Genomic DNA, 16,111 nt, shown 5'->3' with positions numbered 1-16,111 from the left:
TTACAGTAGGACTGAAAGATTGTTTGATTAGATGATTACAAATCGTTTTTTAACGTCTAAAGCAACTTACCTATGATTAATTTGAATCACTGTGAACCTCATATTCTATGTAAAACTTTTGTTGGTTGTACACCGGCTTAAAAGGTACTTTAGCCCATGATTCTTTGGCTTCACCGTCTGGGTCGCAATCAGGGTCATAGCCAATATCCATTACCAGCACGCGGTTTTGCGTGTTTTCTTTTAGTTTTTTATAAAGGTTTACCGCCGGCATTTTCCAACCGTTATTTTTGGTAATATTTGGATCGGTGCGATCAACGGGAATCATGGCTACAAGGTCTTTATGGATGATCTTATCGTCAAGATATTCTTTCAGGGTGGCATTATGGCTGCAATGGTGCCCTACTTTATATAAAACAGTATTATTCAACAGAAAATCTAAAGTAAAACCTGGCTTTACCTTGTCTTTATCCCATTTAATATCTTCCCATGAAAGCCAGTTGCCGGTTTGGGCATCACCAACAAATAGTAAAACTTTACCGCTATCAACCAACTCAAAGGCCAGTACCAGGCTGCTGTTATTGGTATAGGTATCCAGGTAAAGGGATAAGCGCTCCGCCTGATCAAGCCACTCGTCGTCTATGGTGCGCCAGGCATTTTTTTTCATCTGGTATTCTTTCGAAAATAACTTTGATGTCAGTTTTCTATCATGCTTTTTGTCGAACGGAAAATTTCCCTCATCCGAATCCACAGGCTCGCCTGTAAAATTTTTCATCGCCGATAGATACCCTTCGGCAAGGTTACTTATTGCGGCAAGCTTGGTGTCGTAAGTTTCGTCCTTATTGGGATTAATATCAAACAGCAAATTGCTGTTTCTTGGCGGCCCCAGCACATAAACCTTAACCGAATTTTGAGGCAGGGCGGGCAAATCCAATACAGAACCCGGCGACAGGTAAGATACGGTTTTACCCAGTTTGCGCAAATTATCAATACCCATTTGCGGCACTACCGGCGGGCGTTTTACTTTCATTCCGGCTTTTGGTTTTTCAGCATCATCTGCTGCCAGATAAAAACCCAAAACGTCACTTATCCGACTAGAAGCAAGCGAATGGCTTTCGTTATTATTTTTTGCAAGTTCGGCCACAATTTTTTGGAGGTTATCTGTCACTTTACGTTGCCCGGCAGCAATTTTGCCGGCTTGTTCGTCTTTTGGATCATCAAGCCACGATAGCCATACATTATTGATACCGGTTTGCTGGAAAACCCCGAAAGCATGTACAAATCCCGACAGGTGATCATTATGCTGGTGCGTACCAACTACAACATCAAGGGGCCTACCCTCCAAATCATCCTTAATAAACCCGGCTATCGTTTGAAGCCTTTGCTCAGATTTATCTGAATTGCGAAACGAGCCGCAATCAATTAACACCGAACTTTCGCTCCCGTCTTTCTTAAATTTTAACAGGAAGCAATCTCCAAGTTCGCCAACCTGGAACATTTTTATATTTACGCTAAGGTTACTCATGATAAGGTTTTAATGAAAATGTAAATTGGCAAAATTTATAGTACTAAACCCGTTATCGTCATCGTACATCGAATCGGAAAACGAAAGGGCCGCGTCGTCTTTACCTTGCTGATACGCAAGCTGCTTGGTAAACCTGTCCTGGCTGGCTATATTTTTTGTAACCAGGTAATTAACCTTAAAATCCTCGGCCATATTAAAAACAATAGTACAACCGCCCCTGAATTTCATTCTGTCAACAAGTGGGGTGCCTGTTTTTAAATCAACCCTGCCTGTTTCAATTAATATGGTTGTTGATTGGGTTATGGTTACTATTACCTGTTCCAATATCATTCCGTCGCGGCCTAAACGGTAAGCTGGCCTTATTTTATGGATTTCAATAGGTAGCATGCCGCTTTCCCGCTCCTGTTTTAGTTTAATGCCATCCAGTTCTTTATATCCAATTACAGTGGTGCTTAAGCCCAGCTTAGGCAACAGGCTTTCCAATTCGGGGCCGGATAAGATAGCCGAGGGCATGTTGCTCTGATTTTTTTGAGGCTTACCAACCAAAAAATCGTGGAAAGCGGCCTGTATAACTTTTGATTGCGTATAAATTTCTTTACGATCGGCCAGGTTGGCTAACGTGCGTACCTTATCCCTTAAAAAGGAGGCCATTTTCCCGAGGCTATTCCGATCCAATGGCCCAAAATTATCTGGCGTACACCATCTCAGGCTCTCTTCCGAAAAAGTATTCACATGATCGGGAAATATGCCCCAGCTCCTGAAAGCATCTATAAGCGCTATGCGGTAATTATTGTCATCGCCAGGTGCAAAATCAATATCGGCAGTAACCAGGGCGCGTAAATATTCGCCAAATGTAATGTCAACCGGCGGGCAGTAATCCAGTGCGCGGATTGCTACCTTCATTAAATGCTGGGCTATTTCACATACTTCCTGCGCAAGCCTGGTAGCCAAATCAAGCTGTAGTACGCCCTGAGGCAATACGCCAGAACCATTTGTGGCTATCCTGATTAAATCCTGGGTTTTAAAATTATAAATCTTGATGAGGGCATCAAAAAAGGTAGATACCAAAACCGATCCTAATTCATGTGCCTCGGTGCGGGTTTGGTAAAGGGTAGGATCTGGTTTGCTGCGCTTCCAGTTACCATCTTTATCATTACCGCCTATGGCACTCCGTAAAGCCCCCCTGCCATGCGCCATGGCGTTGCCAAATTGTGTGGCCAGTTCGCCCAGGTAAGTAAACTTATCTAAACTGCCATCAGATTTTGAAAACTGGTTAATTACCAGTTCATTAATGGTAAATCGCTGTAATAACGCAATAATATCGGCAAAGGCCTCATGAAAAGCCGGCACATCGGGATTTGTGTTTTCGATAAACCGGGGGTGGATACTATCTAAAAGCGCGTGGGTAACCTCATGCGATACAATATCGGGCGAGAGGCATGCAAATACTGCCCCATTTGGAAAATTGGCGCCCTGTATTTGCTGCGCTGCTTTAAAATAGCCAAACAGGATGGCTTTTTTATCAGTGGTATAATAGGCATTGGCAGCTCTGAACGCGTGTGGGTATAACCGTATGCGCTGAACATAACTTTCGATAGGCCGACCGTTTTTACCTTTTACCGGGTTGCCCTGGGCATCTTTAACAATGCGAGAATTCCAGATTAATTTTCGGCCTAATGATTGTTCAAAATACTCAAGAGTTTTCATGGCAATTGTGTAAACAAACTGCTGATGAAACTGCGGGTTGCCTTCGCTTGGGGTTAAGCCGTTTTGCGATAAAACCTCTACCGAATCCAGATTTACCGGCTCATAATAACAATTACTGGGTGGGTCGATATCTATTACTTCAAAGTATTCGCCGGTTGGCCCCGCATTTTCGGGCCTATTCAAATCCTCCCATAGTACCCGGTAGGTAGTCTGGTTAAATTTCATGGTATCCAGCTGAGTTGAAAAGCCCGGATCAAGGGTATATCCCCTTAAGTACCGGTAAACCAATTTGACCGCCATATTGCTTATATTTAGTGTTTAGGAACTATCGTTTGCCATAGTAAAGTTCTGATAATGATTAATATATACAACAGGTATTTTTACGGTATTTTACAAATATTTTCCGCACCGCACCCCTCCTGTGGTGACATTCAAATGCGCCCAATAAATCTTCATTTGTATACGGCTATCCCATAAACAAAACAACCTGCCCCTATTAAAACTTAGCAGGCAGGCTGCACAAAATACCAATATGAGGTTACTGTTACTCTAATGTGTTTACTCCTTTAATGGTGGTTTTGGTTTCCTGGTGCATATCAAATACCGTTACACTGTTTTTTCCTTTAAGCAACCAGTTTGCCGGGCAATAAAGGCGAAACTGGGGCCCAACATTCCAGTAGCGGCCAAGGTTGTGGCCGTTTACCCAGATAACTCCCTTTTTAAAGTTACTGAGATCAAGGTAGGTATCGGCTACTTTACTTAATTCAAAACTGCCTTTAAAGTATACACCATCGTGAAAACCTTCGGGATATTTATTGGGCAATGAGGCTATGAATTTTTCGTCCATGGGTAGCTTAAAAATCTGCCAGTTGGTGAGGGTCATCCCGTTCAGGGTAACGCGGTCGGTAATACCCTTACGGTCAATCATGTATTGGGCGAAGTTTATGTGGCCCATGTTCTCCACCAGTATATCCAGTTGAGGGACCTTTACATCCGATTTTGGCAGCTTAATTGTCCACTTGCCGCCATCGCGATAAACGGTATCAACCAGTTTGCCATTAAGCAACACCAGTGCGTAATCATGCGGCTCGGTAATAGTCAGATCGCCACTTTTGTGGCCAATAAGTTTTGTACGGTACAATATAAAGCCGCTATACTGGCCAAGGGCTTCCATGGGCACCGGTTGCGGCGATTTAACAGCCACCGGCAATTCTTTCCAAACGGTAGTAAAAGGTGCCATATCAAAAGCCGGTATCTCGACAGTTGGTATCGATTTTGGAACTTCCGGTATTTTGTATTTCACATATTTTGAAATCAGGTTGCGCAACGCAAAGTATTTTGTGGTTGGTGCTCCTTGCTCGTTTATAGGCGCATCATAGTCATAGCTGGTAACATCTGGCTGAAACTGAATGGGGCTAAATGCATTTGCGCCCGCATTATAGCCAAAATTGGTACCACCGTGTATTACATATAAGTTGAAAGAACGCTTGTGTTCGAGCAGGTAGGTTACCTCTTTCACAATGCCATCAGTACCGGGCTTTTGCCATTTTTCCGTCCAGTGCGTTAACCAGCCGGGATATGATTCGCTGCTAAATGCCGGAACATTGGGGTTTTGTTTGGCGGCCTGGTCAAAATCGGCATCACTGCTGCCACTATCTAAGCCAATAGCAGCACCGTCAACGCCGCCGGCTTCCAGCATAAAAGCGGTTGGACCATCAGCGGTATAAAATGGAACATTGATACCATTGGTAACCCAAAGTTTTTTAAGTGCTTTAATGTAATCCCGGTCATTGGCATAGCTGCCGTATTCGTTTTCAACCTGTACCATCAATATTGGGCCGCCGCTGGTGCATTGCAGGCCCTTTACCTGTTGCGAAAGGGCGGTCACATATTTTGTTACCGCCGCCATATAGCGCGGATCCATGCACCGTATTTTAATATCTGGAATTTTTAAAAGGTATGGTGGCAGGCCGCCAAAATCCCACTCGGCACAAACGTACGGACCGGGACGCAGCAGGACCCACATTCCTTCTTGTTTACATATGCCAATAAATTCGGCAATATTCCTGTTTTCGCTTGTAAAATCGAATACCCCCGGCTGATGTTCCAGGTAGTTCCAGAAAACGTAGGCGGCTATGGTATTACAGCCCATGGCCTTTGCCATTTGGATGCGCTGGCGCCAGTACATTTTAGGAATCCGTGCCGGGTGCATTTCGCCACTGATGATCTGGAATGGTTTGCCATCAAGCAAAAAATCGGTTTTGCTTAACGAGAAAACATGCCTTTGCTGCGCGCCGGCAATACCTGCAGATATGATAAAAAGAAATACAAGGAGAGTTTTTTTCATGTGTGATGTAAATAAATTTAAAGCAAGCCCGCTGTGCCACAAATTTAAAATAACAAATGATTTTTGATCTGCCTTACACAAACGTTTGTGTGTTGGTTCATTAGTTTACTGGTTCATTAGTTCATTGGTCTTTTCCGGCGGAGCGTAACTAATTATCCCCCACTTTATAACTCCGACGGCTCTGTAAAATGTGGCAACGTAAACCGGAAACAGGTGCCTTTGTCGACTTCGGTATCCACGCTGATGGTGCCGCCATGGGCTGCAATAAAATCCTTTACCAGTAACAGACCCAGTCCGCTGCCTTTTTCCATATTGGTGCCTAAAATGGATGTCCGGCCGCCATTGCCAAAAAGCATCGCTTTGGTGTCTTCAGACATCCCTATGCCATTATCGCGAATGCAAATCTCTACCATGCCAGCCTCAACACAGGCGGAAACTTTTACAGCGCCGCCGCCATGCGGCGTGAATTTAATGGCGTTGGTAACCAGGTTTTGCAAAACAGAACGGAACATCAAAGTATCGGCCATGATATAAATATCATCGTCAACCCCGTTTTCAAGACTAATTTCTTTCTGGCTGGACGTTTCGCGCAGCAAGTCAAGTGATTCATTGATGCCATGGGCCAGGTGCAGCTTTACGGGTTGGAAACTTGTTTTCTCGCGTTGATTTTTGGCCCATTCAACCAACTCATTTAGTTGACTGAGAATTTTGTTAGAAGTGCGGTTGATGATACCCGATAACAATTTGATTTGTTCGGGTTTTAGCTTATCGGCATCTCTTTTTAAGTTTTCTGATGAAGCCAGCAATGATGTTAAGGGGTTGCGCAGGTCATGCGAGATAACCGACAGAAACTTATCTTTTGACAGGTTAAGCGCCTTCAACTCATGGTTCAGGTTTTCCAGCGCAATGGTACGTTCATGTACGCGCTGTTCCAGTTCCTGGTTAAGCTGGATGAGGTCGTTATTAATCAGTTGCAATTTTTCTTCCTGCTGTTTCAGTAAGTGGTTCTTCTGGTATAACTCGGTGAAAACAGCCACTTTTGACCGCAGGATATCCGGGTTGAACGGCTTCCTTACAAAATCCACCGCGCCGGCTTTGTAACCCTTAAACACGGCAGCCTCTTCGTAATCATGCGCCGTTATGAAAATAATAGGAATGCGCCGTAGCTTATCCCGCTGATAAATAAGCTCGGCAGTTTCATATCCATCCATCATCGGCATCTTTACATCCAGCAGGATAAGTGAAAAGTCATCCTCCTTCAGCAGGATACGGAGCGCTTCGCGCCCTGAGGTAGCGGTGGAAAAAGCATACTGATCTTTTTCCAGCACTACCCTCATCGATAACAAATTATTTTCATTGTCATCTACCAACAGGATCTTGATGATACCGGTATCGTCCATTTTACGCGTATAAAGTACTTTGTTATCGATATGGTTATTTAATCAGCCACACCCGCATCAGGGACAACAACTGATCGGTTTTTACCGGTTTGGTGATATAATCTGATGCACCCGAGGCGATACATTTTTGCCTGTCGCCTATCATGGCTTTGGCGGTAACCGCTATTATCGGCAGGTTTTTATTCCGGGCCTCTTTGCGGATGATCTGGATCGTCTCGTACCCGTCCATTTCGGGCATCATAATGTCCATCAACACTATATCTATTGTTTTGTCTTTGTTTAATATTTCCAGTGCTTCGCGTCCGCTCTCGGCAGTAATTGCCTCTATTTTCGATCTTTCAAATACTGCGGTTAAGGCAAACAGGTTACGTACGTCGTCATCAACAACCAGTACTTTTTTACCGTCAAGTATATCGGCCTGGTTGCGCACACTGTCAATCATTTTCAGTTTACTCTCGCTGATGAACTTTTTATCAACGTGCAGCAGTACCAATATCTCTTCTAACAGGTAAACGTGCGACGAGGAGGTTTTAGCGATGATTTTATGGTTAAGGCGTTTAAGCAGGATCAATTCATCCTGTGTAAAATCACGGGCTGAATGAAGCAGGATGGTAGTTTGCTGCTGTTTTAACAGGTTTATTTTATTGATCAAGTCGAGCCCGTTGGCATCCGGCAGCACGAAATCCATGATGATACAATCAAACATTTCCTTTTTAAGTACCGACAATGCTTTTTTAGCTGTAGCTGCGCCAACAACCTCTACCCTGTCGCTTGATAATAATTCAGAAAGCCTGCCAAGCTCACTCTCATTATCTTCAATCACCAGCACGCGTTTTTTGGCGTGCTCATGAAAGCTAACAATCCCTGTAATTAAATCCTGTAACGACGTATTTGAAAGCGGCTTCAGGCTAAACGATTTAGCGCCAAGCTTATGCGCCATTACCCTGTTATCCTCGCCAGATATTACATGTACCGGGATGTGCCTTAAGTTTATATCGCTCTTAAGCAATTTAAGGATCTTCCAGCCGTTTGATTCGGGCATATTTACATCAAGAGTGATGGCAATAGGATTGTATTTGAGGATGTTATCAAAAATCTCGAGGTAACTTATTGCTACCAGTACTTTTATGCCCATATCATGGGCTTTATCTATCAGGATCTTGGTAAAGCGAAGGTCGTCCTCAACAACAAGTAACACCTTGTCTTCGGCTAAAATATTGTGGCGGTCATCATCTATTACCATTTCGGCGGTTTCGGCCAGGTTAGTACGCAGGTGCGATACAGAAAGGTTTTCCTTGATTTTCACCACGGGTGTTTTCTCTTCTTTATATTTCAGTGGCAGGTAAAGGGTAAATGTACTGCCTTTACCCAGCTCACTGCCCACGGTAATCGTTCCGCCTAATAACTCGGCAAACCCTTTACTGATAGATAAGCCAAGCCCGGTACCACCGTATTTACGGCTTGTTGAACCTTCGGCCTGTTGAAAGGCTTCAAAAATGATTCCCTGGGTATTTTTAGAGATGCCGATTCCGGAATCTTCAATAGAAAAGGCGATTACTTCGCCCGGGGCGCCAATTGGATTTTCATGATCTGCCGCCGGGCGGAAAATATGAAGTTTGACCCGTCCTTTTTCGGTGAACTTAAACGCGTTGGAGAGCAGGTTTTTGAGGATCTGGTTAAGGCGCTGCATATCTGTCTCCATCATTTCGGGCAGGGTTTCCTCTACTTCGATCTCAAATTTCAGGTTTTTAGCTTCTGATATCGGTTTAAAGGTTGACTCGGCAAAGGAGGCTATCTCTTTAAAGCTAACCGGCATCACATCCGCCGCAATAACTCCCGATTCAATCTTCGAAAGGTCGAGGATATCATTAATCAGCTGGATAAGGTCATCCCCGCAAGAATGGATGGTTTTGGCAAACATCCGCTGCTTTTCGGTAAGGTTACCTTCGGGGTTTTCAAACAGCTGCTGGGCTAATATCAATAAGCTGTTTAGCGGCGTGCGTAACTCATGCGACATGTTGGCCAGGAATTCCGACTTGTACTTGGAGGTAAGCGTAAGCTGCTCGGCCTTTTCCTCCAGTGAGCGGCCTTTATCATGCAGCTCGTCGTTCGCCCTTCTTAACTCTTCCTGTTGCGCCGAAAGCTCACTGGCTAATGACTGCGATTGGCTCAGCAATTCCTCGGTACGGGTATTGGTTTCAATATTGTTTAACACGATACCAATACTTTCGGTAAGCTGATCCAGGAAGTCGATGTGGGTATCGCTGAAGTTTTCAAAGGAGGCCAGTTCGATAACCGCTTTTACATTATTTTCAAAAAGTACCGGCAATATCACCAGGTCGATAGGTGCGGCATTGCCTATACCCGAACTAATTTGTAAATATTCATTTGGTACATTGGCAAGCCTGATCCTTTCCTTATCTGTAGCGCACTGCCCTACCAGCCCCTCGCTAAGCGAAAATTCCTGGTTGATGAGCTTGCGGCTCTTTTGAGCATATCCTGCAAAAAGTTTCAGTTTGGGCTCGTCCGCGGCTTCGGGCTGCTCCAGTATATAAAACGCCCCGTAACGGGCGTTCACCAGTTCGGCAAGCTCCGATAGTACTTTGTTGGCCACCGCGTTCCGGTCGCGCTGTCCCTGAAGCATTTGCGCAAATTTGGCCAGGTTTGATTTTAGCCAATCCTGCTCGTGGTTACGTAAGGTTGTCCCTTTCAGGTTGGCAATCATCTGGTTAATGGTATCCTTCAACGCTTCCAGCTCGCCTTTGGCTTCCACGCGTATGGTACGGGTAAGGTCACCCTTGGTTACTGCCGAGGCCACTTCAGATATGGAGCGCACCTGTACAGTAAGGTTTTGTGCCAGCTGATTTACGTTTTCGGTCAAATCCTTCCAGGTACCCGAAGCGCCCGGCACGCTGGCCTGGCCACCCAAACGGCCCTGCACACCTACCTCGCGGGCTACGGTGGTTACCTCATCGGCAAATACCGCCAGGGTATCAATCATTTCGTTAATGGTATCTGTAAGCTGGGCCACCTCGCCTAAAGCATTGATGGAGAGGCGTTGTTTAAGATTTCCTTTGGCAATACCGGTAGCCACCTTGGCAATACCACGAATTTGCCCGGTAAGGTTGGATGCCATCTGGTTTACCGAGTCAGTTAAATCTTTCCAGGTACCGGCCACACCTTTTACGTGCGCCTGGCCACCCAGCTTACCTTCGGTACCTACTTCACGGGCAACACGGGTTACTTCGGATGCGAAGGAGTTAAGCTGATCCACCATCGTGTTGATGGTGTTTTTAAGGTCCATTATCTCGCCTTTTACGTCGATGATAACCGTTTTTGAAAGGTCGCCGCTGGCCACCGCCTTGGTTACCTCGGCAATGTTACGTACCTGCGATGTCAAGTTACTCGACATCTGGTTTACCGAGTCGGTCAAATCTTTCCAGGTACCCGCAACGCCCGGCACAAAGGCCTGGCCGCCAAGGTTACCATCGGTACCTACCTCCCGCGCTACGCGCGTTACTTCGGATGCAAAACCACGCAACTGATCAACCATCGTGTTGATGGTTTCTTTCAGCTGCAGGATCTCGCCCCTAACGTCAACCGTAATCTTTTTCGATAAGTCGCCGTTGGCAATCGCAATCGATACGTCGGCAATATTTCTTAACTGCGCAGTAAGGTTACCCGCCATTTTATTTACCGAGTCGGTCAAATCTTTCCAGGTACCATCCACACCCGGCACGTTGGCCTGGCCGCCTAATTGCCCTTCCGAACCTACTTCGCGTGCCACGCGGGTTACTTCGGATGCGAAACCGCGCAACTGGTCAACCATGGTATTGATCGTATCTTTAAGCTCTAACAACTCACCCTTCGCGTTTACCGTAATTTTCCGGGAAAGGTCACCCTTGGCTACCGCTGTGGTTACCTCCGCAATATTACGTACCTGCGAGGTAAGGTTATCGGCCATTTTATTTACCGAGTCGGTTAAATCCTTCCATGTCCCACCGACCCCCGGTACGTTCGCCTGGCCACCTAATTGCCCCTCCGAACCTACCTCCCGGGCCACCCGCGTTACCTCCGAACCGAAGGAATTTAATTGATCCACCATAGTATTAATGGTGATCTTCAGTTCCAGCATTTCGCCCTGTACGTCAACCGTGATTTTTTTGGATAAATCGCCTTTGGCCACCGCGGTGGTTACTTCGGCAATGTTACGTACCTGCCCGGTTAAGTTACCCGCCATCTGGTTTACCGAGTCGGTCAAATCCTTCCAGGTACCACCTACACCCGGCACGTTGGCCTGGCCACCTAACTGCCCTTCGGAACCTACCTCACGGGCCACGCGGGTTACCTCCGAAGAAAAAGAGTTAAGCTGATCCACCATCGTATTGATGGTATTTTTCAATTCCAGCAACTCGCCTTTGGCATCCACCGTAATTTTTCGTGAAAGGTCGCCCTTGGCCACAGCGGTTGTTACACCCGCAATATTACGTACCTGGTCGGTAAGGTTACTTCCCATCTGGTTTACCGAGTCGGTAAGGTCTTTCCAAACACCACCAACGCCTTTTACCCGGGCCTGGCCACCCAATTTACCTTCGGTACCTACCTCGAGCGCAACACGTGTTACTTCGGATGCGAAAGAGTTAAGCTGATCCACCATCGTATTGATGGTTTTTTTCAGCTCGAGCATTTCGCCTTTTACGTCTACCGTAATTTTTTTAGAAAGGTCGCCGTTAGCCACCGCAGTGGTTACGCCGGCTATATTACGTACCTGCGAGGTAAGGTTACCCGCCATACGGTTTACAGAATCTGTTAAGTCTTTCCAGGTACCGGCAACACCCGGTACCTTGGCCTGGCCGCCCAGCTTACCTTCGGTACCTACCTCGAGCGCCACACGGGTTACCTCGGATGAAAAAGAGTTGAGCTGATCTACCATCGTATTGATGGTATTTTTCAGCTCAAGGATTTCGCCTTTGGCCTCTACCGTGATCTTCCGGGAAAGGTCGCCCTTGGCAACTGCGGTTGTTACCGCTGCCACATTACGCACCTGGGCCGTTAAGTTACCGGCCATCTGGTTTACCGAGTCGGTAAGTTCGGCCCACACGCCCGCTACGCCTTTAATTTTGGCCTGCTCGCCCAGCTTACCTTCCGAGCCTACCTGCCGGGCTACACGGGTTACTTCCATGGAGAACAGCTGGAGTTTGGAAAGCATCTGGTTTGATTCCTTAGCTATGCGCAGGAACTCCCCTTTTAGCGGATGACCTTTTATCTCTAAGGGGATATGTTTAGATAAGTCTCCGTTGGCTACGGAATTAATCATACCCGCAATTTCCAGCGTAGGCGACGTAAGATCTTCGATGAGGTTGTTTAATGAATTTACACCGCTGGCCCACTCACCTTTAGCATCCGATAGTTCGATGCGTTTGCCCAGGTTACCCCTTTTGCCAATGGTTTTCTCGGCAGCAGATATCTCGGCCACAAAGCGCTCGTTCATATCGATAATATCGTTGAGTACTTCGCAAATGCGGCCGTTGATGCCGGCCTGGGTTACCGGCATGCGCACATTAAGCCTGCCCCCTTTAACAAGTGACAGTACTTTAAGTAATTCCTTAAGGTCAAGGGTCTCGGTGTCAGCCTGTGTAACGCCGGCTTCATTCAAGATGTTTTCTAAAATGTCGTCCTTCATGAGAAGAGTTAAATTGTGATCAGTTTATTTAAAATAGCTGTTACATAAACAACGGGAAGCAACGCATGGTTAAATCCGTTATAGTAAAGATAAAAAAGCGACAGTAAATTTCTAAACAGTTAAGGCTAAAATATTACAAAGAAAATATTTTTCAGGTATAATAAAGCATCGGCAATCAGACAGCAAATAAAACAAATATTCGAGAAATTGTTTTAAAATTTATTTTTTTTGACGCAATTTTTTCGCCACGAGAAAACCTATAAATATCGGCGCAACGCAACCGGCTATCTTCGGTTGAGCATCACACGATCTAAATGCAATAATATACTTACAATGAGTTAATTACACAAAAAAATCAGTTTACATTGTGGGCGCTGCAGTTAGCGACATAATAATCACCTCTTATTTTTCATCTACAGGTTTAAGGTTTGAAAGCGCGATATGCCGCGCAAGGTCAAGCTTTAACAACCGGATTCCTTTTAGAACAATCCCCGCTATTTTTTGGGCCCCCAATTTACTAAAATGCGTATTATCAGCCTGGCCGTTAGGATAGTTAATACTCTCGCCCGGAGCCAGGTAGTTAAATAATTTTTTTGATTCTTCGGGCCCTAACTTTTGCAATAAAGCCTGGCTCTCTCTATCCAGGTCAATTAGTGGCACTTTTTGTTCTTCGGCCAGTTTACGCACTATTGCCGAATATACCTCATGTGTACCAACAACGGTACCCGTTGTATCAAACTTTCTTCGTGCCACGGGCGTCAGCAATACCGGAATTGCCTTTTTGTCTCTTGTTTCCCGGATGAACCTTTCTAAATTATCCCTATATCCCTGTTCGTTGATGTAGCTTTTTTTGGTGGGTACTTCGTCATTGTGGCCAAATTGTATAAATACATAATCGCCCTCATGTAAGCTGCTTACAATACCATCCCACAAACCTTCGCTGATAAATGTTTTGGTACTCCGGCCGTTTTGTGCGCGGTTATCAACTGTTACGGTGCTATCAAATAACAAACTGAAAGGCATCCCCCAGCCTGTCTCGGGAAAAGCTTTAGGCTGCTTTATGGCCATAGTGGAATCACCCGCCAGGTAAACGGTGACCCGGCCAGGTGTAATAATAAACGACATAAGCAGCACAGCGCCTATTAAAATGCCGGTAAATAACAGGCCTTTAGGTTTAATTTTGGTACTCATATGTATGGTGTTTTTTAAAAGCAGATAAAAGGCCAAACGGCAGCACAAGCTGATTTTTCTCAAATTTTCCAATTGGTTATGAATCATTAATGAAAAGGACGCTGTATCCTTTGAATAATTTAGATTGCAGGAGTCAATATTAAAGAATAAACTATTCAATACCATCCTGTTCCATACTGATGTAGATAGCCTTTTCACTTTTTTCATGAGATTAGGCTTGATAAAACCTGTACTCTATTTAGTACAGGACACAGCAGGACACATGGCGGTGAATTTATTTCTACATTAGTTAAACCAATTATTATCATAAGCCGCAAGTTTAAACCTGCTTATTAAATAACATCTTCCTGTACCTGACTGTTATAACTTTATCTGTAATGGAAAACAATGTTTTAGATATTCAAAGTAAAACCTACAGCGAAACTGATTTAAAAAATTTATTCGACGATTATTACAACCGACTGGTTTATTTTTCGTACCAGATCATTAACAATAAACCACAGGCCGAGGATATTGCCCAGGATGCTTTTGTGAAATTCTGGGATAACTGCAATCATGTTTCCAGCAATCCGGTGGCCATAAAAAATTTCCTTTACAGTACGGTAAAAAATGCCAGCCTAAATGTTATCAGGCATAATAAGGTGGCCGAACAGCATATGAACAGCCTGCATGGCATTCCTGCTGACGAAACCATATTTCATACCATTATCAGGACCGAAGTACTGGCCGAGATATACCAGGCAATTCAATTACTGCCCGGCAGCTGCCAGCAAATATTCCGGATGAGCTACCTGGATGATATGAAAAACAATCAAATAGCCGATGTATTGGGTATATCAGTTAATACGGTGAAAACCCAAAAACAAAGGGCCCTTAAAGTACTGCGGGGCAATTTGAGTCCCGAGCTTTTTGTTGTATTAATTGCATTTTCCTGTTTTTAATTTCGGGCTTTTTCTCTAAAATATTTTTTTTCATCCTCTGTCACCCCCTTGTTACATTCAAGTGTCCTTATTAATATTACCAGTTATGTGCCCCCAGGCACAACCTAAATATTATTTATGGACAACAATTACGAAGCCTACCGGTATGCTGCCCTTATTGCCAGGCGCCTGAAAGGAGAGTTATCTGCAATTGAAGAAATTGAGCTGAATGCCTGGATAAACGCGAAGCCCGAAAATGCTTTGCTCATGGAGAACCTGCAGGACGAGGAATTGACAAAGGCCGACCTGGATTTCCTCGCCTCTATAAAAACAGGCGACGCCTGGCAAAACATTGTTATTCGTACACAAAAAACATCCTTTACCAATAAGGTTTATTATTTCATGCTAAAGTGGAAGTATGCGGCAGCCATCCTTATCCTGTTTTCTGTGATCGTTATATTTTATAAAAGCCCCCAGCCCGTAAAACAACAAGCTGCAGCATCGCAAAATACATCCTACAAAAATGACGTCCCCCCGGGGACGGATAAAGCTAAACTTACTTTGGCCGACGGTTCCGTAATAACCATAAACGGTCGGATGGCCGGGATTGTTAAAAATTACGCTGGCATAAAAATCAGCGTTAACAAAGGCCTTGTTAGTTACCATATAACTGATAGTATCGGCAATCTTGTTAAAAACCAACTTGATGCTATTACTACCCCTACCGGGTGCAAATACAAAATATTGTTGCCAGATGGTAGTATGGTTTGGCTAAACTCTGCATCGTCTTTAAAATTCCCAATGGTATTTAACCAGCTTGAGCGTAAGGTTTATTTAACCGGCGAGGCTTATTTTGAAGTTGCCAAAAATAAATTGAAGCCTTTTAAAGTATTTGCAAACAACACGGTGGTACAGGTACTGGGTACCCATTTTAACATACATGCTTACAACGATGAAAAAGCCGTAAAAACCACTTTACTTGAAGGATCGGTTAAAATATACACAGGCGGGCGCAGCAAAACAATAATGCCGGGGCAACAGGCCTATATTAAACTAAACTCGCCGAAAATTAAAATACAGCCCATTGATGTTAGTAAATCTGTAGCCTGGAAAAATGATCTTTTCATTTTTGACGGGGAAGACATGGAAAGTGTAATGAAACAAATTGCCAGGTGGTACAATGTTGAAGTGGAATACAAAGACGGAATACCTCAAACCCACATTTCGGGAAGTATATCACGCAATAACAACCTGTCGCAAATATTAAATATGCTTGAACTTACAGGAGGGGTTCATTTCGGGATTGATGGCCGCAAAATTACCGTAAGCAGGTAAAGGCTT

8 protein-coding genes are annotated in these 16,111 nt (G+C 44.7%); 2 read left to right on the top strand and 6 right to left on the bottom strand.

Annotated elements, in window-relative coordinates:
• Positions 1-76: 76 nt before the first annotated feature.
• The 6 genes from BMX56_RS12235 to BMX56_RS12210 all read right to left on the bottom strand — a co-directional run bounded on the left by BMX56_RS12235 (position 77) and on the right by BMX56_RS12210 (position 13,850).
• Positions 77-1,522 carry an MBL fold metallo-hydrolase gene (locus tag BMX56_RS12235; protein WP_090647258.1) on the bottom strand — a complete coding sequence of 482 codons (1,446 nt, stop codon included), beginning with the start codon at positions 1,520-1,522 and terminating at the stop codon, positions 77-79.
• A gap of 9 nt (positions 1,523-1,531) precedes the next feature.
• Complete coding sequence (locus BMX56_RS12230) at positions 1,532-3,529, bottom strand: gluzincin family metallopeptidase (RefSeq protein WP_090647255.1); 1,998 nt, start codon at positions 3,527-3,529, stop codon at positions 1,532-1,534.
• A 244-nt stretch (positions 3,530-3,773) separates the two neighbouring features.
• Positions 3,774-5,576, bottom strand: a complete 1,803-nt coding sequence (locus BMX56_RS12225) for a glycoside hydrolase family 35 protein (protein ID WP_090647251.1) — start codon at positions 5,574-5,576, stop codon at positions 3,774-3,776.
• A 164-nt stretch (positions 5,577-5,740) separates the two neighbouring features.
• The gene (locus tag BMX56_RS12220) at positions 5,741-6,976 is read right to left on the bottom strand and encodes a hybrid sensor histidine kinase/response regulator (RefSeq protein WP_090647247.1); all 1,236 of its coding nucleotides are present in this window, start codon (positions 6,974-6,976) and stop codon (positions 5,741-5,743) included.
• Positions 6,977-7,010: 34 nt separating this feature from the next.
• Positions 7,011-12,659: a HAMP domain-containing protein gene (locus tag BMX56_RS12215; RefSeq protein WP_177183789.1), complete on the bottom strand. Its 5,649-nt coding sequence runs from the start codon at positions 12,657-12,659 to the stop codon at positions 7,011-7,013.
• A gap of 402 nt (positions 12,660-13,061) precedes the next feature.
• A complete protein-coding gene (locus tag BMX56_RS12210) occupies positions 13,062-13,850 on the bottom strand; it encodes a rhamnogalacturonan acetylesterase (RefSeq protein WP_090648024.1) in 789 nt (262 codons plus the stop codon).
• Positions 13,851-14,227: 377 nt separating this feature from the next.
• Here BMX56_RS12210 and BMX56_RS12205 point away from each other — a divergent pair, with 377 nt between their 5' ends.
• Both BMX56_RS12205 and BMX56_RS12200 read left to right on the top strand, forming a co-directional pair.
• Positions 14,228-14,791 (top strand): RNA polymerase sigma-70 factor, encoded by a 564-nt coding sequence (locus BMX56_RS12205; protein ID WP_090647243.1) that lies wholly within the window; start codon positions 14,228-14,230, stop codon positions 14,789-14,791.
• 117 nt (positions 14,792-14,908) lie between these two features.
• Entirely contained in the window at positions 14,909-16,105 is a 1,197-nt protein-coding gene (locus BMX56_RS12200) for a FecR family protein (RefSeq protein ID WP_090647239.1), read from the top strand.
• Positions 16,106-16,111: the final 6 nt, after the last annotated feature.

Source organism: Mucilaginibacter sp. OK283 (assembly GCF_900110415.1).
Lineage (GTDB): Bacteria > Bacteroidota > Bacteroidia > Sphingobacteriales > Sphingobacteriaceae > Mucilaginibacter.
This window is presented reverse-complemented; position numbering and strand designations above follow the sequence as displayed.